Origin of the sequence: Dokdonella sp. (assembly GCF_019634775.1) — a bacterium.
In the GTDB taxonomy this organism is placed as follows: Bacteria; Pseudomonadota; Gammaproteobacteria; order Xanthomonadales; family Rhodanobacteraceae; genus Dokdonella.
The window spans coordinates 36,404-54,990 of record NZ_JAHCAS010000002.1; the positions used below are offsets into that span (position 1 = coordinate 36,404).

At 67.4% G+C, this 18,587-nt stretch carries 20 protein-coding genes; 7 read left to right on the top strand and 13 right to left on the bottom strand.

Annotated features, from left to right (window positions below):
- Window positions 1–25: 25 nt before the first annotated feature.
- The 11 genes from ccoS to hemN all read right to left on the bottom strand — a co-directional run bounded on the left by ccoS (window position 26) and on the right by hemN (window position 10,591).
- On the bottom strand, window positions 26–199 hold the full coding sequence (gene ccoS, locus KF907_RS11020; protein WP_291220380.1) for a cbb3-type cytochrome oxidase assembly protein CcoS: 174 nt from the start codon (window positions 197–199) through the stop codon (window positions 26–28).
- A complete protein-coding gene (locus KF907_RS11025) occupies window positions 196–2,697 on the bottom strand; it encodes a heavy metal translocating P-type ATPase (protein WP_291220382.1) in 2,502 nt (833 codons plus the stop codon). Before KF907_RS11025 ends, ccoS begins: the two co-directional genes overlap by 4 nt.
- 13 nt (window positions 2,698–2,710) lie before the next feature.
- Window positions 2,711–2,938, bottom strand: a complete 228-nt coding sequence (locus KF907_RS11030; RefSeq protein ID WP_291220384.1) for a hypothetical protein — start codon at window positions 2,936–2,938, stop codon at window positions 2,711–2,713.
- Window positions 2,935–4,470 carry an RdxA/RdxB/FixG family protein gene (locus tag KF907_RS11035; protein WP_291220386.1) on the bottom strand — a complete coding sequence of 512 codons (1,536 nt, stop codon included), beginning with the start codon at window positions 4,468–4,470 and terminating at the stop codon, window positions 2,935–2,937. Before KF907_RS11035 ends, KF907_RS11030 begins: the two co-directional genes overlap by 4 nt.
- Window positions 4,467–4,781 carry a hypothetical protein gene (locus KF907_RS11040; RefSeq protein WP_291220388.1) on the bottom strand — a complete coding sequence of 105 codons (315 nt, stop codon included), beginning with the start codon at window positions 4,779–4,781 and terminating at the stop codon, window positions 4,467–4,469. The genes KF907_RS11035 and KF907_RS11040 overlap by 4 nt, the downstream gene beginning before the upstream one ends.
- Before the next feature lie 220 nt (window positions 4,782–5,001).
- Window positions 5,002–5,934 (bottom strand): cytochrome-c oxidase, cbb3-type subunit III, encoded by a 933-nt coding sequence (gene ccoP / locus KF907_RS11045; protein WP_291220389.1) that lies wholly within the window; start codon window positions 5,932–5,934, stop codon window positions 5,002–5,004.
- Window positions 5,931–6,080: a cbb3-type cytochrome oxidase subunit 3 gene (locus KF907_RS11050; RefSeq protein WP_291220390.1), complete on the bottom strand. Its 150-nt coding sequence runs from the start codon at window positions 6,078–6,080 to the stop codon at window positions 5,931–5,933. The genes ccoP and KF907_RS11050 overlap by 4 nt, the downstream gene beginning before the upstream one ends.
- Entirely contained in the window at window positions 6,077–6,691 is a 615-nt protein-coding gene (gene ccoO / locus KF907_RS11055; protein WP_291220392.1) for a cytochrome-c oxidase, cbb3-type subunit II, read from the bottom strand. The genes KF907_RS11050 and ccoO overlap by 4 nt, the downstream gene beginning before the upstream one ends.
- Before the next feature lie 9 nt (window positions 6,692–6,700).
- Window positions 6,701–8,125 (bottom strand): cytochrome-c oxidase, cbb3-type subunit I, encoded by a 1,425-nt coding sequence (gene ccoN / locus KF907_RS11060; protein ID WP_291220393.1) that lies wholly within the window; start codon window positions 8,123–8,125, stop codon window positions 6,701–6,703.
- 208 nt (window positions 8,126–8,333) lie between these two features.
- A complete protein-coding gene (locus KF907_RS11065) occupies window positions 8,334–9,098 on the bottom strand; it encodes a cyclic nucleotide-binding domain-containing protein (protein WP_291220395.1) in 765 nt (254 codons plus the stop codon).
- Window positions 9,099–9,157: 59 nt separating this feature from the next.
- Complete coding sequence (gene hemN / locus KF907_RS11070) at window positions 9,158–10,591, bottom strand: oxygen-independent coproporphyrinogen III oxidase (protein ID WP_291220397.1); 1,434 nt, start codon at window positions 10,589–10,591, stop codon at window positions 9,158–9,160.
- 402 nt (window positions 10,592–10,993) lie between these two features.
- Here hemN and KF907_RS11075 point away from each other — a divergent pair, with 402 nt between their 5' ends.
- The 4 genes from KF907_RS11075 (at window position 10,994) to KF907_RS11090 (ending at window position 13,403) form a co-directional block, all read left to right on the top strand.
- Complete coding sequence (locus KF907_RS11075; RefSeq protein WP_291220399.1) at window positions 10,994–11,611, top strand: OmpW/AlkL family protein; 618 nt, start codon at window positions 10,994–10,996, stop codon at window positions 11,609–11,611.
- Window positions 11,612–11,867: 256 nt separating this feature from the next.
- Complete coding sequence (locus KF907_RS11080) at window positions 11,868–12,260, top strand: DUF6165 family protein (protein WP_291220400.1); 393 nt, start codon at window positions 11,868–11,870, stop codon at window positions 12,258–12,260.
- Window position 12,261: 1 nt separating this feature from the next.
- Window positions 12,262–13,029 carry a L,D-transpeptidase family protein gene (locus tag KF907_RS11085; protein ID WP_291220401.1) on the top strand — a complete coding sequence of 256 codons (768 nt, stop codon included), beginning with the start codon at window positions 12,262–12,264 and terminating at the stop codon, window positions 13,027–13,029.
- Window positions 13,029–13,403: an MmcQ/YjbR family DNA-binding protein gene (locus tag KF907_RS11090; protein WP_291220402.1), complete on the top strand. Its 375-nt coding sequence runs from the start codon at window positions 13,029–13,031 to the stop codon at window positions 13,401–13,403. Before KF907_RS11085 ends, KF907_RS11090 begins: the two co-directional genes overlap by 1 nt.
- A gap of 70 nt (window positions 13,404–13,473) precedes the next feature.
- Here KF907_RS11090 and KF907_RS11095 read toward each other — a convergent pair whose 3' ends face one another.
- Both KF907_RS11095 and KF907_RS11100 read right to left on the bottom strand, forming a co-directional pair.
- Window positions 13,474–13,971 (bottom strand): Slp family lipoprotein, encoded by a 498-nt coding sequence (locus tag KF907_RS11095; RefSeq protein ID WP_291220403.1) that lies wholly within the window; start codon window positions 13,969–13,971, stop codon window positions 13,474–13,476.
- A gap of 70 nt (window positions 13,972–14,041) precedes the next feature.
- On the bottom strand, window positions 14,042–14,887 hold the full coding sequence (locus KF907_RS11100) for a 23S rRNA (adenine(2030)-N(6))-methyltransferase RlmJ (protein WP_291220405.1): 846 nt from the start codon (window positions 14,885–14,887) through the stop codon (window positions 14,042–14,044).
- A gap of 134 nt (window positions 14,888–15,021) precedes the next feature.
- Between KF907_RS11100 and KF907_RS11105 the strand changes: the two genes are divergently transcribed.
- From KF907_RS11105 to KF907_RS11115, 3 genes are all read left to right on the top strand, one after another.
- Complete coding sequence (locus tag KF907_RS11105; RefSeq protein ID WP_291220407.1) at window positions 15,022–16,845, top strand: DUF885 domain-containing protein; 1,824 nt, start codon at window positions 15,022–15,024, stop codon at window positions 16,843–16,845.
- A 251-nt stretch (window positions 16,846–17,096) separates the two neighbouring features.
- Window positions 17,097–17,690, top strand: a complete 594-nt coding sequence (locus KF907_RS11110; RefSeq protein WP_291220409.1) for a GNAT family N-acetyltransferase — start codon at window positions 17,097–17,099, stop codon at window positions 17,688–17,690.
- A complete protein-coding gene (locus KF907_RS11115) occupies window positions 17,687–18,571 on the top strand; it encodes a carbon-nitrogen hydrolase family protein (RefSeq protein WP_291220411.1) in 885 nt (294 codons plus the stop codon). The genes KF907_RS11110 and KF907_RS11115 overlap by 4 nt, the downstream gene beginning before the upstream one ends.
- Window positions 18,572–18,587: the final 16 nt, after the last annotated feature.

Here is an 18,587-nt window from a genome sequence, read left to right on the forward strand (position 1 = left end):
CGTTGAGGCGCAGCGGGTGTCCTGCTCATGCCGGATCGTCGTCCTTTGCCGGCACCACGATGTCGTCTTCGGCCAATGGGCTCAGTGAGGGCGTGTCGAGGTCATCGAACTGCGAGTGGTTGACCGCCCAGAAGAACGCCCACACGCCGAGCGCGAGCAGGATGACGCTGAGCGGGATCAGCAGCAGGATGATGTTCATGTGGTCGCCTCCTCGCCCGGAGCGGCTGCCATCACGTTGCCGGTGCCGCGACCGATGCGCAACGAGTTGAGGATGACCACGATCGAACTCGCCGACATGCCGATCGCGGCCAGCCACGGCGGCACGAAGCCAAGCGCGGCGAGCGGTACCACGGACAGGTTGTAGGCAAGCGCCCAGTTGAGGTTCTGGCGCAGCGTGCGCTGCGTCTGTTGCGCGATCGCGCGCGCCTCGACGAGCGTGCCGAGGCGCGATCCGCCGAGCAGGATGCCGCTGGCCGCATGCGCGAGCGAGGCTCCGTCGCCGATGGCGAGGGCGACATCGGCAGCGGCCAGCACCGGCGCATCGTTGACGCCGTCCCCGACCATGGCGACGCGGCGACCCTCGGCGCGCAGTGTGGCGAGGCGCGCCAGCTTGGCAGCGGGGCGCGCACCGGCCTGCCAGCGCTCCACACCGAGGCGTGCGGCCATCGCGGCGACGCGCGGCGCGGCATCGCCGCTCAGGATCTCGGTGTCGATGCCGGCTTCGCGCAGCGCGGCGAGCATCTGCACGGCACCGGGGCGTGGTGCTTCGTCGACAGCGAAGCGCGCGATCTCGCCGGCATCGTCGGCAAGCACGAGTGCGGGCGTGGCGTCGTCCTCGCAGGCAGCGCCGGTCGAGGTCGTGCGCTTCGAGAATGTGGCGAGACCGAAGCGGTAGCACACGCCGCCGATTTCGCCCTCGACGCCGGCACCAGGGGTTTCGCGCAAATTCCCGGCGAGCGGCAGGTCGTCGCCGGCAGCAGCGCGCATGGCGCGTGCGAGCGGATGCTGGCTGGCTTGCTCGAGTGCGGCAGCGATGCGCAGGGCGTCGTCGAGCTGGCCGCGCATGGCATGGCTTCGGGTGCGGTCGAGGCGCGGTTCGGTCAGCGTGCCGGTCTTGTCGAACACGAAGCAGTCGGCCGTGGCCAGCGCCTCGAGTGCATCGGCCTCGACCACGAGCACGCCACGCCGCGCGAGCACGGCCACCGCGCGCGTCAAGGCAGTTGGCACGGCCAGGGCGAAGGCACACGGACAGCTCACCACGAGCACGGCCAGCGCGGCGGAAAACGCACGCGACGGATCGAAATGCAGCCACGCCACGGCAACCAGGGAGGTGATCACGAGCACGCGCACGACGAAGCGCGCCGCGCGAGCATCGGCCATGCGCGCCAGGCGCGGACGTTCGCCGGCGGAGCGAGTGACCATGCGCACGATGCCGGCGAGCACTGTGTCGGCACCGATGCGCTGCACCTCCACCAGCACGGGTCCGTCGAGGGCGAGGCTGCCGGCGACCACGGCCTCGCCGCGCCGGCGCAGCAAGGGTTTCGATTCGCCGCTGAGGAGCGATTCGTCGATGCGGCAACTTGCGTCCGCAAGCACGCCATCGGCCGGGATCGTCGCCCCGGCGGCCACGCGGACCAGATCACCGGCTTCGAGTTCGTGCACGCCGACGGTCTCGAAGGCGGCCGCGTCCCCGCTGCGCACGCGGCGTTCGGCCAGCGCCGGCTGCAGGCGTGCGAGCGCGTCGACGACATCGCCGGCGCGGTGGCGTGCGCGCATCTCGAGGGTGCGCCCGATCAGCAGGAAGAACACGAACATGCTGACCGAGTCGAAGTAGATCTCGTGGCCACCGCGCAGCGTCTCGTACAGGCTGGCGGCGTAGATCGGGGCGATCGCTATCGCCACCGGCGTGTCCATCGACAGGCGTCGCGCGCGCCATTCGCGCAGCGCACCGGTGAAGAACGGCTGTGCCGAATACAGCACCACCGGCGTAGCAACGAGGAAGCCGACCCAGCGGAAAAAGTCGCGCACCGCCGGGTCGATGCCCTCGAACACGCCGGCATACAGCGCCACCGCGTACATCATCGCCTGCATCGCGCCGAGGCCGGCGACGACGAGGCGCTTCAGCGCCGTGCGCGATTCGCGTTGGCGCAACGAGTCGAGTGCCTCGGCGGTCAGCGGATGTGGCGCATAGCCGAGCCGGGCAAGCGCATCGAGCAGTTGCGAAAGTTGCACACGCGAGGGATCGAAACCGAGCTGAACGCGACGTGCCGCGGCATTGACGCCGACTTCGTGCACGCCGGCGAGTGTTCCGAGCGCCCGTTCGATCAGCCAGGCGCAGGCCGCGCAGCGCAGGCCGTCGACGAGCACGACCACTTCGGCACGGTCCGCGGCCGTCCGGCGCACATGCAGGCGTGTGAGTGCGGGGCGGTCCCAGGCCGTGTAGTCGGTGTCGGCCGCGTTGCGCTGCGCGGGTTCACTGCGCAGGCGGTAGTAGTCGCCGAGCCCGAGCCGGCCGATCCATTCCGCGGCGGCGGCGCAGCCGTGGCAGCACACGGCCCGGGTGCGGCCGTCGTGGCGGATCGCGATGTCGACGCCGGCCGGGATCGCCTCGCCGCAATGGAAGCAGGCCGCGTCGACGGCGCAGGCCTGCGCCGCGTTGTCCGTGTCGGCGGCCGGCATCGTGGGCGCAGTGGCCATGCGCGGACGCTCCTCAGCCGCTGCCGTCGTCCGGCGCAGGCTTGGCATCGGCCGGCATGATCGGTGGGATCTTGCTCGGCCGCGGCACGTCGTTCGGCACCACGAGATGCGTGTCGGGCTGGCGCGAGGCCATCGCCATCATCACGAAGGTTCCGACGACTGTCGCGCCGAGCAGGATGAAAATCAGCCACACCTCCGGAACGCGGTACCAGGCGGAGCGGGGAGCAGGCACGGTAGTCATTTCGGATCCGGGGCGTAGAACAGCGACGAACTGGTGGCGAGCACTTCACCATCAGCGCCAACCACCTCGATCGTGATTGGCGCATGGCCATTCACCGTCCCGGCGTCGGCGCGCAGGGTCAGCGGCAGCGAGAATACCTCGCCCGAGGCCAGCGAGACCTCGGCACGCCCGACCGTGCGCAGGGGAAGGTCGGTGCTGGCACGCAGCGACAGCAGCAATGGACCATCGGTCTTGTTGACCAGCTTGACGTTGTAGCTGTTCTCGATCGCGCCGTGCGCGATCGTGCGGAAAAGCGCATTGCGGTCGCGCAGCACCTCGACGATGACCGGAGCGCGCGCGGCCACGCTCCACACGAAACCGAGGATGAAGGCGGTGAGCACGCCGGCGTAGATCAGCGTGCGCGGTCGCAGCACACGGACCGACTTGCCTTCGAGCATGTTCTCGGTGGTGTAGCGGATCAGCCCGCGCGGGTAGTTCATCTTGTCCATGACGGCGTCGCAGGCATCGATGCAGGCGGCGCAGGCGATGCATTCGATCTGCAGGCCGTCACGGATGTCGATGCCGGTCGGACACACCTGCACGCAGGCGAGACAGTCGATGCAGTCGCCGAGATTGGGGGAATCGGGAGTGCGGGATGGAGAATGGATCGAAGCGGGAGCAACGGCATCGGACATGGCTGTCGCGCCGGATCGCGCGGCTGCGCCGCTTTGACCAGTCCCGACCCCGGATTCCCCGGTCCCTGCAGCGGTCGCCGGCTTCGCCCGCCGCCGGTGCCCCCTCGGTTCGCCGCGTGCCACGTCGTAGCTGATCACCAGCGTGTCGCGGTCGAACATTGCGCTCTGGAAGCGCGCGTATGGGCACATGTACTTGCACACCTGTTCGCGCAGGATGCCGGCGTTGCCGTAGGTGGCGAAACCGTAGAACAACACCCAGAACCATTCCCAGCCGCCGGCAGTACCGGCGAGCAGGGATGGGCCGAGTTCACGGATCGGGGTGAAGAAGCCGACGAAGGTGAAACCGGTCCACAGCGAAAACAGGATCCACACAGCCTGCTTGGTGATCTTGCGCCGGGCCTTGTTCGCCGACCACGGTGCGGCGTCGAGCTTCATGCGCGCGTTGCGGTCGCCTTCGATGCGCCGCTCGATCCACAGGAACACTTCGGTCCATACGGTCTGCGGACACGCATAGCCGCACCACAGGCGGCCGGCCAGTGCGGTGAAGAAGAACAGGCTCAGCGCGGCGATCACCAGCAGCAGGGTCAGCAGGTAGAAATCCTGCGGCCAGAAGGTCAGGCCGAACACGTGGAAGCGGCGCGCCGGCAGATCGAACAGCACGAGCTGCTGACCGCCGATGTTGATCCACGGGAACACATAGAACATGCCAAGCAGCCAGAACACCGCCGCCGTGCGCAGGCGCTGGAAGCGTCCGTCGATCTCGCGCGGGTAGACCTTCGGTTCCTTGGCGTAGAGCGAATTGCTCTCGACGACCTTGATGTCGAGCCTGCGTCCCTTCGCGGGCGGGCGATCATTCACAGCGTGGGGGTCCGGTCATCGAGTGGTGGTGGCGAGATCAGGATCGCGGTGAACAGGCAGGCCGAAGCCGTGCACAGCCAGAACATGAAGAACCCGATCGTGTAGCCGGCCTGGCGCGAGATCTCGAAGCGTGGCCAGGTGATGTGTGCGAGTTCGATCGGATCGACGATGGCGAAGAACACCATCGTCGCCACGCCGGCGGCGAAGAACGACGGCCACAGGATCGAGCCGATACGCCGCGCGGCGCTGTCGCGCGGGGTTTCCCGACGCTCGCGACGCTGCGATCCGGCCGGCGGGCGGTAGCTGCTCATGGGAACCTCGAATACCCCTGGTGTTGATCGTCATCCCGGCGAACGCCGGGATCCCCTTGGGCGCATGCAGGTGTGATGGACTGTCCCCGGGATGACGGGGCAGGCGATTTGCTCCGACACGACGTTGCATGCCGATCGCGATGCTGCGCAAGCTGCTTTGCTTGAGGGAATCCCGGCGTCCGCCGGGATGGCGAGGCATGCGCGGATTTCGCGGCTGTGCTCATGGTGCGTTGCCGGCCGCCGTGGATTCCGACTCGGCGTTGGCGGCGCCCTGGGCGAGCAGCCAGGCCACGGCGAGCCGCGAGCGGTCCATGCCGATGATCGGTTCCCAGGCCGGCATCTCGCCGCTGCGGCCGTAGGTGATCGCATCGCGGATTGCGGCGAGGTTGCCCTGGCCGTGCAGCCACACATCGTCGGTGAGATCCGGCGCGCCGAGGGCGTGCATGCCCTTGCCGTCGACGCCGTGGCAGGCGGCACAGACCGCTTCGAACTTGGCCTTGCCTTCGCCGGCGAGGCGCGCGTCGTGGTCGATGCCGGAAAGGCTCAGAACGTAGTGCGACACTTCGTCGACGCCGTTGCCCGGCAGGGTGGCGACCATCGGCGGCATCAGGCCGTGGCGGCCGTTGAGCACGCTGGCCAGCACGGTATCGGGCTCGCCGCCATACAGCCAGTCGCCATCGACGAGGTTCGGATAGCCCTTGGCACCACGCGCATCGGTGCCATGGCAGGCTGCGCAGTTGTTGGCAAACACGTTGCGGCCGACCTTGGTTGCGTTCGGGTCCTTCGCCAGTTCGGCCAGTGGACGGTCACGGAAACCGGCATACAGCGTCTCCAGCCGGGCGTTGGTCTCGTCGAGTTCGGCATTGGCCTCCTGCACCGAGGTCCAGCCGAGCTTGCCGTCGAAGGTGCCCATGCCCGGGTACAGGGCGAGGTAGAGCGCGGTGAACAGGATGGTCAACAGGAACAGCACGAACCACCAGCGCGGCAGGGGATGGTCGAGTTCGGTGATGCCGTCCCAGACATGGCCGGTGTCGCTCGCGGTACCGGCCTCGTCGGCCTTGGTCTTGCGCGAGTTCGCCAGCAGCAGCCAAGTGATCGCGATCGTGAAGACGACCGTCAGGATGATGATGTACCAGCTCCATGACGAGCTCATTGGCGCGGCTCCCGGTAGATGCGGTCTTCCTCGAGTGGCAACTGCGAGGCTTCGCTGAAATCACGTTGGCGGCGCTTGCTCCAGGCCCAGGCGACGAGCCCGAGGAAGGCGGCAAGCAGGACGGCGGTGACGATGCCCGAGGTCATGGCGCGGCCTCCCTGTCGAACTTGCCCAGGCCCTGCAGGTAGGCGATGACGGCGTCCATCTGGGTCTGCCCGGTGACTTCCTCCTTGACCTTCGCGTAGTCGGCCTCGGTGTAGGGATGGCCGAGCTTGGCCAGCATGCGCATCTTGTGTTCGACCAGCGCCGGGTCGACCAGGGTCTGGCTCAGCCACGGATAGCCCGGCATGTTCGACTCGGGCACGACATTGCGCGGGTTGCGCAGGTGCTCACGGTGCCAGTCGTCGGAATAGCGGCCGCCGACGCGGGCGAGGTCGGGGCCGGTGCGCTTGGAGCCCCACTGGAACGGGCGGTCGTATACCGATTCGCCGGCGACCGAATAGTCGCCGTAGCGCAGCTTCTCCGAAGCGAGCGTGCGAACCATCTGCGAGTGGCAGCCGTAGCAGCCCTCGGCGATGTACACGTCGCGACCGGCCAGGCGCAGTGGCGAGTACGGCTTGACACCCGGTGCCGGCTCGATCGTCTGCGCCTGGTACATCAGCGGCACGATTTCGACGAGACCGCCGACCGCGATGGCGATGACGATCAGCACGGCCATCAGGCCGACGTTCTTCTCGATGGTCTGGTGGGTGATCATGTCGGTTCCTCAGGCATGCGCCGGGGCGGGGATGCGCACGACGGGCATCTCGCGCGCGGGGGCCACGGTCTTCCATACGTTCCAGACCATGATGAACATGCCGGCGAGGAACATGGCGCCGCCGACGACGCGGGTGACGTAGTACGGATAGGTCTGCCGTACCGACTCGATGAAGGTGTAGGTCAGCGTGCCGTCCGGGTTCACCGCGCGCCACATCAGGCCCTGCATGACGCCGGCGATCCACATCGCGGCGATGTAGAGCACGATGCCGATCGTGGCGACCCAGAAGTGCACATCGATCGCCTTGATCGAATGCATGCGTTCGACGCCGTAGAGTTTCGGCAGCATGCTGTAGATCGCGCCGATGGTGATGAAGGCGACCCAGCCAAGCGCGCCGGCGTGCACGTGGCCGATCGTCCAGTCGGTGTAGTGCGAGAGCGCGTTGACCGTCTTGATCGACATCATCGGTCCCTCGAAGGTCGACATGCCGTAGAACGACAGCGAGACGATGAGGAACTTGAGAATCGGGTCGGTGCGCAGTTTGTGCCAGGCACCCGACAGGGTCATCATGCCGTTGATCATGCCGCCCCAACTCGGCGCGAGCAGGACCAGCGAGAACACCATGCCCAGGGACTGCGCCCAGTCCGGCAGGGCGGTGTAGTGCAGGTGGTGCGGACCCGCCCACATGTAGACCGAGATCAGGGCCCAGAAATGCACCACCGACAGGCGGTACGAGTAAATCGGCCGCTGTGCCTGCTTGGGCACGTAGTAGTACATGATGCCGAGGAAGCCTGCGGTCAGGAAGAAGCCGACCGCGTTGTGGCCGTACCACCACTGCACCATGGCGTCGACCGCACCCGAGTAGACCGGGTAGGACTCGGTCCATGACACCGGGAGGGCGATGCTGTTGACGATGTGCAGCACGGCGACGGCGAGAATGAAGCCGCCGTAGAACCAGTTGGCCACGTAGATGTGCTTGACCCGGCGCTTGACGATGGTGCCGAAGAACACCACCGCATAGGCCACCCACACCAGTGCGATCAGGATGTCGATCGGCCAGATCAGTTCGGCGTACTCCTTGCTCTGGGTCAGGCCCATCGGCAGGGTGATCGCCGCGGCGACGATGACCGCCTGCCAGCCCCAGAACGTGAACGCGGCGAGCTTGTCGGAGAACAGGCGTGCGTGGCAGGTGCGCTGCACCACATAGTACGCCGTGGCGAACAGGCCGCAGCCGCCGAAGGCGAAGATCACCGCATTCGTGTGCAGGGGCCGCAGGCGGCCGTAGCTCAGCCAGGGGATACCGAAGTTCAGGGCGGGCCAGGCGAGCTGGGCGGCGATGAGGAGTCCGACCGCCATGCCGACGACGCCCCAGACGATGGTGGCGATCGTGAACTGGCGGACGACCTTGTCGTTGTACGTATCCGTGGCTTGCACGGGCACACCTCCGGGCGATTGTGTCGCGGTGAGTTTCCGCGATTCCCGTTCAGCGACTGTTGACCCTGATCAATGCCGGGTGTTTTGGGGCTGGCGATTTGTCGCAGTGCGGCAGGAGAAGCCGGGAATGGGGAATCGGGACTGGGCGGGAGCAAGGCATTGGGGCGTGCGAGCAGGAGCATCGCGGCTGAAGCCGCGATGCCTTTGCTCAGGCCTGGGCCGAGGCGTGGGCCTCGTCATCACCCTGGGCGAGGTTTTCGAGCGCGGCAAGGTCGAGGATGCGCACGTTCTTGCGCTCGACCTCGAGCACGCCCAGCGCCTGCAGGCGCGAAAACAGCCGGCTCACCGTCTCGATGACCAGGCCAAGGTAGTTGGCCAGTTCCTGGCGTGACATGCCGAGGTGCAGTGAAACCGGGTCGTGTCCGGTCGCCCGCCGCCGCTCGCTCAGGCTATGCAGGAACAGGGCGAGGCGCGCCATCGCCTGGCGGCGCCCCATCATCACGGCATGCATCTGCTCGCGCGAGAACTCGCGACCCATGATGCGGTAGACCTGCTGCTGCAGGCCGGGAATGTGCGCGGCGATCTCGGTCAGCCGACCGATCGGCACTTCGCAGACGGTCGAATCCTCCAGTGCCTCGGCACTGGAGTGATGCGGCTCGTCGAGCAGGCCGTCGAAACCGACGATCTCACCGGCCAGGTGGAAGCCGAGCACCTGGGTGTCGCCGTCGGGCAGGGTCGTCGAGGTCTTCAGCAGGCCGCTGCGGACCACGAACAGCGACGGATGGCGCATCCCCTCGCGGTAGAGCACATCGCCACGGCGCAGCGGCCGGCGCTTGCGCACGACTTCGTCGAGGCGTTCGAGGTTGTCGCCGTCCAGCGAGGCCGGCAGGCACAGTGCCTGCCAGGCGCATTGCGTGCATGAGGCCGAGCGGGCTTCATTGAACGGGATGATACCGGTCGTGTGGGCTTTCACGGCGCTTCCTGGGCAGGCCCCGCAAGGGCCCCCTTGGGGTTGCCCATGATGGCTGTTCTTCAGACCGTTTTCGAGTAGCGCAATGCCGCAGGCAGGCCGCGGCCGAGGTAGCGGTCGAAACACATGGCCACGTTGCGCAGCAGCAGCCGCCCCCTGGCGTGCACGCGGATGTGGGTCGGTGACAGCGAAACAAGCCCATCGGCGGCCATTTCAGCCAGTTTGTCGAGCGCCTCGCGGAAGTACGAGGCGAAGTCGATGCGGTGCTGGCTTTCGATGCGGCGCACATCGACGGCGTCGTTGCACATGAGCTGCTGGATGACGTCGGCACGGATCAGGTCGTCGGCATCGAGCGCGAGGCCGCGGCAGACCGGCAGGTGACCGGCATCGATCGCCGCTTCATAGCTTTTCAGGTCACGCGCGTTCTGGCTGAAGCTCGCACCGACATGGCTGATCGAACTCATGCCGAGCGCGACGAGGTCGGTGCGGGCATGCGTCGAATAGCCCTGGAAGTTGCGCTGCAGGGTGCCGGCGGCCTGGGCGAGGGCGAGGTCATCCTCCGGCAGGGCGAAATGATCCATGCCAATGTAGACGTAGCCGGCCGCGCACAGGCGCTCGACCGCCAGTTCGAGCAGGCCGAGGCGCGTGGCCGCGTCGGGCAGTTCGTGGCGGTCGATGCGGCGCTGTGCCGGGAAGCGCTCCGGCAGGTGCGCGTAGGCGTAGGTGACGATGCGTCCCGGCCGCATGGCGACGACGCGGTCGAGCGTGTCGGCGAAACGCTGTTCGGTCTGCAGCGGCAGGCCGTAGATGAGATCCACGCTGGTCGAGCGGAAACCATGGGCGCGCGCCGCTTCCAGCAGGGCCTGTGTCTCGGCCACGCCCTGCACGCGGTTGACCGCGCGCTGCACGTCGGGGTCGAAGTCCTGGATGCCGAGCGAGAGGCGGTTGAAGCCCAACCTGGCGAAGCGCGCGATGTCGCCCGGCGTGGCCAGGCGTGGATCGACCTCGATGCCGAATTCGCGCGAGGGTGCGTGCGACAGACTGAAATGATGGCCGAGCGCGCTCATCAGGTAGTCGAAGCTCGGTTCGTCGAGCACGTTCGGCGTCCCGCCGCCGAAATGCAGCTGGATCACTTCGCGGTCGCGGTCGAACAGCGGCGCGAGCAACGAGGCCTCGCGTACCAGGCGATCGACATAGGCGACCGGCTTGCTTGCGTCGCGCGTGATGATGCGCGTGCAGCCGCAATAGAAGCACGGGCTCGGGCAGAACGGCACGTGCACGTACAGCGACAGCGGATGCGGGATCGGATCCTCGTTCGAGGCGCGCACCGCGGCACGGAACTCCGCCTCGCCGAAATCGGTGCGGAAATGCGGTGCGGTCGGATACGAGGTGTAGCGCGGTCCGTTCAGCTCGTAGCGCTCGATCAGGGCGCGGTCGAACTGGGGAGCGGAAGGCGTGACGGGCAGGGCGGAGGTGGCGAGCATGGCGGCGATCATGCGTGATCGCGGCACGCCGGCCATTGACCGTGGTCAAGCGGGGGCACGGTGGGGAAGGTCGGCCGGTGGCAGGCCTCGCGGTGCACGCGCGCGTTCTGTGTGGCGGCGGACAAGGGGCGGGTACGGGAGTGGCCGGCACAGGTGCGGCGGGTGCGTTGGGTGTGCTGGGTGTGGAAGAACCCTCGGTCGCGATGCTGTCCGGCCCGCGCCGAATTGACCGGCAAAGAGCCATCACGCCGGGCTCCCACCCGCTTCCAGGTCGGACGTCCTCGAGCCGCAGCAGGACCGACCTGGTCACTGTGCTGCGGCGCCTCGTCGCAGCCCGTCGCGTGCTTGACCACGATCAATCCCGGCCGGGATGCGCTGCTCAGAATCGCGGCGATTCCAACGAGGAGCCCCGCCATGAACATGAAAAAGAATCTGCTTGTCGCCGCCGTGCTGGCCGCGATGCCCTGCGCCGCGCTGGCCGCCGAAAGTGGTCCGTGGACGTTCCGTTTCGGTGCCCACGTCGTGCAACCGAAATCGAACAATGGTTCGCTCGCCGGCGGTGCACTGAAGAGCGATGTCGACGACAACTGGCGCCCGACGCTGTCGCTCGAGTACATGCTGACGCCGAACCTCGGCGTCGATCTGCTCGCCGCGCTGCCGTTCAGTCACGACGTCAAGCTCAACGGCGTCAAGGCCGCATCGGTCAAGCAGTTGCCGCCGACGCTCGGGGTCAACTGGTATTTCAACCCGGGTGGCACGGTGAACCCGTTCGTCGGTGTCGGCCTCAACTACACGCGTTTCTTCTCGATCGACGAAAAGGGTCCGCTGGCCGGCACGCGTGTCTCGCTCGACGATTCGTTCGGCGCCGCGGCGCATATCGGTATCGACTTCGCCATTTCGCCACGCTGGGGTGTCACCGTCGACGCACGCTGGATGGACATCGACACCAAGGTCAAGGTCGACGGCGCCCGCGTCGGCACGGTCGCCATCGATCCGCTCGCCTTCGGCGTCTCGGCCGCCTACCACTTCTGATCCGTCTCTCCACGTCCGGTTGACACCGGGCGTTCGCGGTGCGCGTCGGGGGGCGCGCACCGCTTTTTTCCTTGCAGTCCGTGCGAACGACAGCGACGCGGAGCTGCGCCCGGGTCGCGTTTGGCGAGCGCCCGGCGATTCGTGGTTGTAAGCGTGCCAGGGCATGGGCTGGCCGGCGTGCGGCCGCCATGCGCGACGCGCGCGAATGCTGCACGGAATCTGGGCTACCATCGCGATTTTTCCACGGTGGTATCCCATGAGCACGATTTCCGTTCCGGTGTCCTACGGCGAACTGATCGACAAGATCACCATCCTCGAGATCAAGGCCGCGCGCATCGGCGATGCGGCCAAGCTGGCCAACGTGCGCACCGAACTCGACCTGCTCAATGCGACCTGGGCGGCCGATCCGGCTTCGCGCACCGACATCGCCGGCGAACGCGCGAAGCTCAAGGAGGTCAACGAGGCGCTGTGGGAGATCGAGGATCGCATTCGCGTGAAGGAGAAGGCCAGGGCCTTCGATGCCGAGTTCATCGAACTGGCGCGCTCGGTGTACTTCCGCAACGACGATCGCGCGCGCTTCAAGCGTGAGATCAACGACCGCCTGGGCTCGACCCTGGTCGAGGAAAAATCCTACGAGGACTACCGCTGAAGTGCGTGCGCGCCGGCGTCGCGCCTGGATCGTCGTCGCGCTGCTCGCGGTGGCGTTTGCCGCGTTCGCGCCGGCGTTCTGGCGCGACAACGGACACACGCTGATGGCGCGTGCGACGGCTGCCGAAGGCGACCGCGCCGCCGCGGCGGCGACGCGCGTGCGCCCGGCGCTCGAACGCGATCTCGCCGCTGCCGGCCTGCACTGGGGTGCGCCGGTGTTCATGCGCATCTTCAAGGAGGAGAGCGAACTGGAACTGTGGATCGAAGGTGCCGATGGGCGCTATGTGCTGTTCCGCACCTGGCCGGTGTGCGCGTGGTCGGGCAGGCTCGGGCCGAAGCTTCGCGAAGGCGACAACCAGGCGCCGGAAGGCTTCTACCGGGTTGACGCCGCGCGGATGAATCCGCGCAGCCAGTACCACCTGTCGTTCAACCTCGGCTATCCCAACGCCTACGACCGCGCGCATGGCCACACCGGCAGTTTCCTCATGGTCCACGGTGCCTGCGTATCGATCGGCTGCTACGCGATGGGTGATGCCGCGATCGAGCAGATCTACACCCTGGCGGCCGCCGCCCATGCCGGTGGCCAACGCGCCTTCGACGTGCATGCATTCCCGTTCCGCCCGGAAGCTGCCAGACTCGACGCGGCGAAGGCCTCGCCGTGGCACGCGTTCTGGAGCGAGCTGGCACCGGCCTGGACGGCCTTCGAGCAGTCGCGCCGGCCGCCGCGCATCCGCGTCGTCGACGGCCGCTACATGGTGGGGGAGGGGTGATGGCCGAACGAATGGGCCTGGATGTCGAAACACTCGATGAACTCTGCGCCAACTGGCCTGGTGCCAGCCGTTCGATCAAGTGGGAGGTGGATCTGGTCTGGAGCGTGGCCGGCAAGATGTTCGCCGTGCTGTGCATGCTCGGGCCGGAACGCGGCCGCTTGAGTTTCAAGGTCGAGCCCGAGCGCTTCCTCGAACTGACCGACCAGCCCGGTTACGCCCCGGCGCCCTACATGGCGCGCGCGTTCTGGGTCAGCGTGACCGAACCACAGGATTTCGCCGAGGCCGAACTGGCCGGCTATGTGCGTCAGTCCTACGACCTCGTGCGCGCAGCCTTGCCGAAGAAGACGCAGGCTGCGCTAGACGCGAAAGCCTGACCTGCTTTCCTTCTCCCCATGGAAGGAACGGGGGAGAAGGGAGAAAGGGTGCTGATCGCCGATGCGTGCTTCAACGCACGCGCACACCCACGCCGACATGCACGCGCGGACGGCGGTCGAGCATGAAGCCCCACGGCCACACGTGCACTTCGCGACCCCGTACGACCGGATAGAGATAGGGCTGCTCCTGGACCATGCCTGCATGCGTGCCGGCGAGGATGCCGCGCACGGTCAGGTGGCGACCGACCGCATAGTCGAGCGGTTCCACGAAACCCGACAGCTGAAGCATGAAGCGGCCTTCGCTGGGCGCTTCGGTCAACGGACTCTGGTCGCGCGCGAGCGGGTACGAGACGACCTCGATCTCGGCATGTCCACTGCGATGGTCGAAAGCGACGATGCGCCCGCCCCAGAGCACCTCGGCGCCGTCGTCGCGCGCGGGCTGCTGCTGCACGTCGAGCGGACGCAAGGCGACCACGCGGGCCGTGTCGCGGATGGGTGGTGTCGCGCAGCCAACGAGCGTGGCCGCCACCAGCATGGCTGAACCGAGGGTGCGGAGGGGGGATTGCATGGCATGCATTGTGCGCCAGCAAGTGGTGTCGTGACAGGGGAGGCCGCGAACGGATCCGCCCGATGGCGCTTCAGGCGCCCGCCAGCCACTCGATGTGGTGCTGGCCGAAACGGCCCTGCGCGAGCAGCTCCTGCAGGGCCGGCAACAGTTCGGCGAGCGTGCGCTCGAACTTCCACGGCGGGTTGATGATCGCCATGCCGCAGCCGTTGAGACGCAGTGCCGAGTTGTCCGGGTGCAGCAGCAGTTCGGCAACCTGCACCTTCGGAAAGCCCGAGCGCGCGAGCCAGCGGTGGAACGGTTGTACATGCTGGCGCAGCTTGATCGGGTACCAAACCGCGTAGACGCCGGTAGGCCACGACTTCAGCGCCTCGGCAAGCGCCCTCTCGATCGTGCGGAACTCATCTTCCTGTGCCTCGAAGGGGGGGTCGATCAGGACCAGGCCGCGGCGCTGGCGCGGGGGAAGCATCGCCTTCATGCCTTCGTAGCCATTGCGCGTGTGCACGGCGAAGCGCGCGTCGCCACGGAACACGCTGCGCAGGAACTCTGCCTCGCCGGGTTCGAGTTCGCAGAGGATGCCGCGGTCGTCCTCGCGCATCAGCAGGCTGGCGATCAGCGGCGAACCGGGATAGATCGCCAGTTCCTCGTGGCCGCCGTTGAGCGCACGCACCAGGTTGACGTAAACGTGCAGCAGGGCCGGCGCACGCGTCGAGGCGAGCAGGCGTTGGATACCGTTGGCAGCCTCGCCGGTGCGCGTGGCCTCGGCGCCGCCGAGGTCGTAGCGGCCGCGGCCGGCGTGTGTGTCGAAGTAGCAGAATGGCGTCTGCTTGGCCTTCAGGGCTTCGATCAGCCCGACCAGGATCGTGTGCTTGAGGACGTCGGCGAAGTTGCCGGCGTGAAAGGCGTGGCGGTAGTTCACGACGCATCCGCGCCCGTGGTCATGGGATGGCCAGACTAGTGGCCGTGGCGGCACGCGGCAAGGCTGCCGGAAGTCACACCCAGCACGTGAGCGCTGCTACAGTCCACGCCCTCGTCCCGCTCCAGGAACTCCCCATGCGCATCGTGTGGAAATGGCTGTCGCGCCTCGTCCTTCTGGCGATCGCGCTGATTGCCCTGTTCGTCGTCCACGTCTGGTATTTCAAGCCGGCCAAGATCGAGTGGTTCTATGCGCGCACGTTCGCGCAGTTCGCCCTGCAGAGTCCGATGATGTTGAGCAGCATGCGCATCCTGCCGGCGTGGATGGACTTCTACAGCGACGACATCGACGACATGTCTCCGGCGCATCAGGTGGAGATGTCGGCGAAGATGGCTGATGAACTGGCCGTGTTGCGCTCGTACGACCGCGACAGGCTCGATACCGAAGGCCGGCTGTCCTACGACGCGCTCGAGCACTTCCTCGCCGATCAGGTCGAGGGCCAGCGCTTTCGCCTGAACACTTTCCCGGTCAATCAGATGTTCGGCGTGCAATCGGGCCTACCGAACTTCCTCACCCAGCAGCACGCCATTGCCAGTGCCGGCGACGCGTCGAACTACATCAAGCGCATGGAGCTGTTCCCGCGCGCGTTCGGTCAGGTGCTGGAAGGGCTGCGCGAGCGCGAACGACACGGCGCGATCCCGCCGCGCTTCGTGGTCGAGAAGGTGCTGCTGCAGATGAGTGACTTCATCTCCGCGCCGCCGCGCGAGCACATGCTGTACGCGAACCTCGTCGAGAAACTCGACAAGCTGCCGGCCGGCACACTCGATGCCGCGAAGCGAGACGATCTTCTCGCCAGTGCCGCCGCGGCGATCGAGGGCAGCGTCTACCCGGCCTATCGCTTGCTGATCGATCATTTCACCGCCCTGCAGCCGAAGGCGCAGGTCAACGAGGGCGCCTGGAGCCTGCCTGACGGCGAGGCCTATTACGCCTGGGCCGTGCGCAGCCACACCACGACGACGATGACGCCGGACGAGGTGCACGAACTCGGCCTCACCGAGGTCGCCCGCATCGGTGCCGAGATGGACGCGATCCTGCGCGACCACGATCTCGTCGACGGCACGGTCGGCGCGCGCCTGCAGGTGCTGGCACGCGCGCCCGAGCAGATGTATCCGAACACCGACGAAGGCAAGCGGGCGATGCTGGCTGCCTACCAGGCGATCCTCGACGACATCAACGGCAAGCTCGGCGACACGTTCCGTGCGCGTCCGCAGCTCGGCGTCGAGGTCAGGGCGGTGCCGGCATTCTCCGAGAAGACCGCGCCCGGCGCGTACTACGAAGCCGGTGCTTTCGACGGCTCGCGGCCCGGCATCTTCTACGCGAACATGCGTGACCCCGGCGAGACGCCGAAATTCGCCATGCGCACGCTGGCCTATCACGAGGGCATTCCGGGCCATCACTTCCAGATCACGATCGCGCAGGAACTCACGGGTCTGCCGTTCTTCCGTCGCGTGCTGCCGTTCACCGCATACTCGGAAGGCTGGGCGCTCTACACCGAGCGCCTGGCCTGGGAAATGGGTTTCCAGAACGACCCGCTCGACAACCTCGGCCGCCTGCGCGACGAGATGATGCGGGCCGTGCGCCTGGTCGTCGACAGCGGCATCCACCACAAGCGCTGGACGCGCGAGCAGGCGATCGCCTACATGCTCGACAACACCGGCATGGGCGAGGGCGATGTCACCGCCGAGATCGAGCGTTACTTCGTCTCCCCCGGACAGGCCCTGGCCTACAAGGCCGGCATGCTGAAGATCCTCGCCCTGCGCGAAAAGGCCAAGGCCGCCCTCGGTGCGAAGTTCGCCCTCGCCGACTTCCACGACGAGGTGCTGACCCACGGCGCCCTGCCGCTGTCCCTGCTCGAGCGCGTCATCGATGACTGGATCGCGCGCGGCGGCGGGCCGCGTTGAGCGCTGGCGTTTCGCCACGGGTCGCCGCCGCGGGTAGTGGGATATCCCGGGCTGCCCGCGGTGCTGGCCGCAGCGGCGCTGACATGCGGCGTCGCGCGGGTGTTCCCGGCGTTGTCCGGATCGGATCGGATGCCCGGTTCGGAGTGGTGCCGATGCCTGCTGGATCCGCCGTCCGTCCGCGCGCCGGACAGTGGCGGCCGCGACGCTGCGCCGCGTGTGGCTGGCCGCACGCGGCGCCCTAGAATCCGCGCATGGACATTCGCATCTTCACCGGTGGCGCGGTCGCGCCGCATCTGGACGACGTCGCGCGCCTGCGCATCGAGGTCTTCCGCGACTTCCCGTACCTCTATGACGGCGACGTCGGCTACGAGGCGACCTATCTCGCCACCTACGCGAAGTCGCGCGAAAGCCTGTTCGTGCTCGTCTTCGATGGTGCCCGCGTGATCGGTGCCTCGACCGGCCTGCCGCTGGCCGACGAAACCCCCTCGTTCCAGAAACCCTTCGTCGAGCGTGGCATCGACCTCGGCAGGGTGTTCTACTTCGGCGAATCCGTGTTGCTGCCTGCGTACCGGGGGCAGGGCATCGGTCATCGCTTCTTCGACGAACGCGAAGCCTATGCGCGCCAGCTCGGCCGATTCACGATGACGGCCTTCTGCGCGGTGGTGCGGGCCGAGGACGACCCGCGGCGGCCGCCCGGGCATCGCCCGAACGACGTGTTCTGGACGCGCCGCGGATACGTGCAGCAACCGGACATGCACTGCGCGATCGAGTGGAAGGAAGTCGGTGCGAATGCACCGAGCGTGCATCCACTTGCGTTCTGGTTGCGCCCGCTGGAGGCGAAGTGAAGGTCAGGATCGCCGCCGCGCGTTATGCGATCGGCGCTCCCTCGCATTTCCCGGCGTTTGCCACCCGCGTTGCGTCCCGGGTATCGCAGGCTGCGGTGCGTGGTGCGCAGGTCGTCGTGCTGCCGGAATATCTCGCGCTCGAAGCCGGTGCCAGCCTGCCGCCGGCCGAGCGTGGTGATTTCGTGCGGTCGCTCGCCGCCCTGCAGGCGCGCCGTGACGACTACGTCGAACTCGCGTGCACGCTGGCCCAGCGACACGGCGTTTACCTCGTGGCGGGCAGTTTCCTCGTCGACGAGCAAGGCGCCGGTCGTTACCGCAACCGCGCCTGGTTCGCCTCGCCCGACGGCGGGATCGGTTTCCAGGACAAGCTCTGCCTGACCGGCTTCGAGCGCGCCAGCGGGGTGATCGAACCCGGTGACTCTCTCAAGGTGTTCGACACCGCCTTCGGTCGTATCGCCATCGCGATCTGCTACGACATCGAGTTTCCGCTGTACGCGCGCGCGCAATGCGAGGCCGGAGCGCGCCTGCTGCTCGTGCCGAGTTGCACCGACACCGAGGCTGGCGCCAACCGCGTGCGCTACGGCTGCCAGGCGCGCGCGATGGAGAACCAGGTTTACGTTGCCTGTGCCGTCACTGCGGGCAACGCGGAATGGAGCCCCGCGCTCGACGTCAATACCGGCCGTGCGGCGATCTACACCCCGGTCGACCGCGGCTTCCCGGACGACGGCATCGCCGCACGCGACGACGGCGAATGGGCCGTGACCGAGCTCGACCTGGACGCCCTGGACACCTTCACGCCGGAAGCCCAGGTCGGCATCCGTACCGATTGGCCGCAGCAACAGCGCCCAAGCGTCGTGCGCGCACGGGTCGAAGTGCTGTAGGCGATCCTCGCGGACG

Bases quoted from the DNA above. Each gene is read 5' to 3' on its own strand.
- KF907_RS11040 (WP_291220388.1), bottom strand. From the start codon at position 4,781: ATGAGCAGCTACCGCCCGCCGGCCGGATCGCAGCGTCGCGAGCGTCGG.
- KF907_RS11025 (WP_291220382.1), bottom strand. From the start codon at position 2,697: ATGGCCACTGCGCCCACGATGCCGGCCGCCGACACGGACAACGCGGCG.
- ccoS (WP_291220380.1), bottom strand. From the start codon at position 199: ATGAACATCATCCTGCTGCTGATCCCGCTCAGCGTCATCCTGCTCGCG.
- KF907_RS11110 (WP_291220409.1), top strand. From the start codon at position 17,097: ATGGACATTCGCATCTTCACCGGTGGCGCGGTCGCGCCGCATCTGGAC.
- KF907_RS11105 (WP_291220407.1), top strand. From the start codon at position 15,022: ATGCGCATCGTGTGGAAATGGCTGTCGCGCCTCGTCCTTCTGGCGATC.
- ccoP (WP_291220389.1), bottom strand. From the start codon at position 5,934: ATGAGCTCGTCATGGAGCTGGTACATCATCATCCTGACGGTCGTCTTC.
- KF907_RS11095 (WP_291220403.1), bottom strand. From the start codon at position 13,971: ATGCAATCCCCCCTCCGCACCCTCGGTTCAGCCATGCTGGTGGCGGCC.
- KF907_RS11080 (WP_291220400.1), top strand. From the start codon at position 11,868: ATGAGCACGATTTCCGTTCCGGTGTCCTACGGCGAACTGATCGACAAG.
- KF907_RS11050 (WP_291220390.1), bottom strand. From the start codon at position 6,080: ATGACCTCGGGCATCGTCACCGCCGTCCTGCTTGCCGCCTTCCTCGGG.
- KF907_RS11075 (WP_291220399.1), top strand. From the start codon at position 10,994: ATGAACATGAAAAAGAATCTGCTTGTCGCCGCCGTGCTGGCCGCGATG.
- KF907_RS11090 (WP_291220402.1), top strand. From the start codon at position 13,029: ATGGCCGAACGAATGGGCCTGGATGTCGAAACACTCGATGAACTCTGC.
- hemN (WP_291220397.1), bottom strand. From the start codon at position 10,591: ATGATCGCCGCCATGCTCGCCACCTCCGCCCTGCCCGTCACGCCTTCC.
- KF907_RS11030 (WP_291220384.1), bottom strand. From the start codon at position 2,938: ATGACTACCGTGCCTGCTCCCCGCTCCGCCTGGTACCGCGTTCCGGAG.
- ccoO (WP_291220392.1), bottom strand. From the start codon at position 6,691: ATGATCACCCACCAGACCATCGAGAAGAACGTCGGCCTGATGGCCGTG.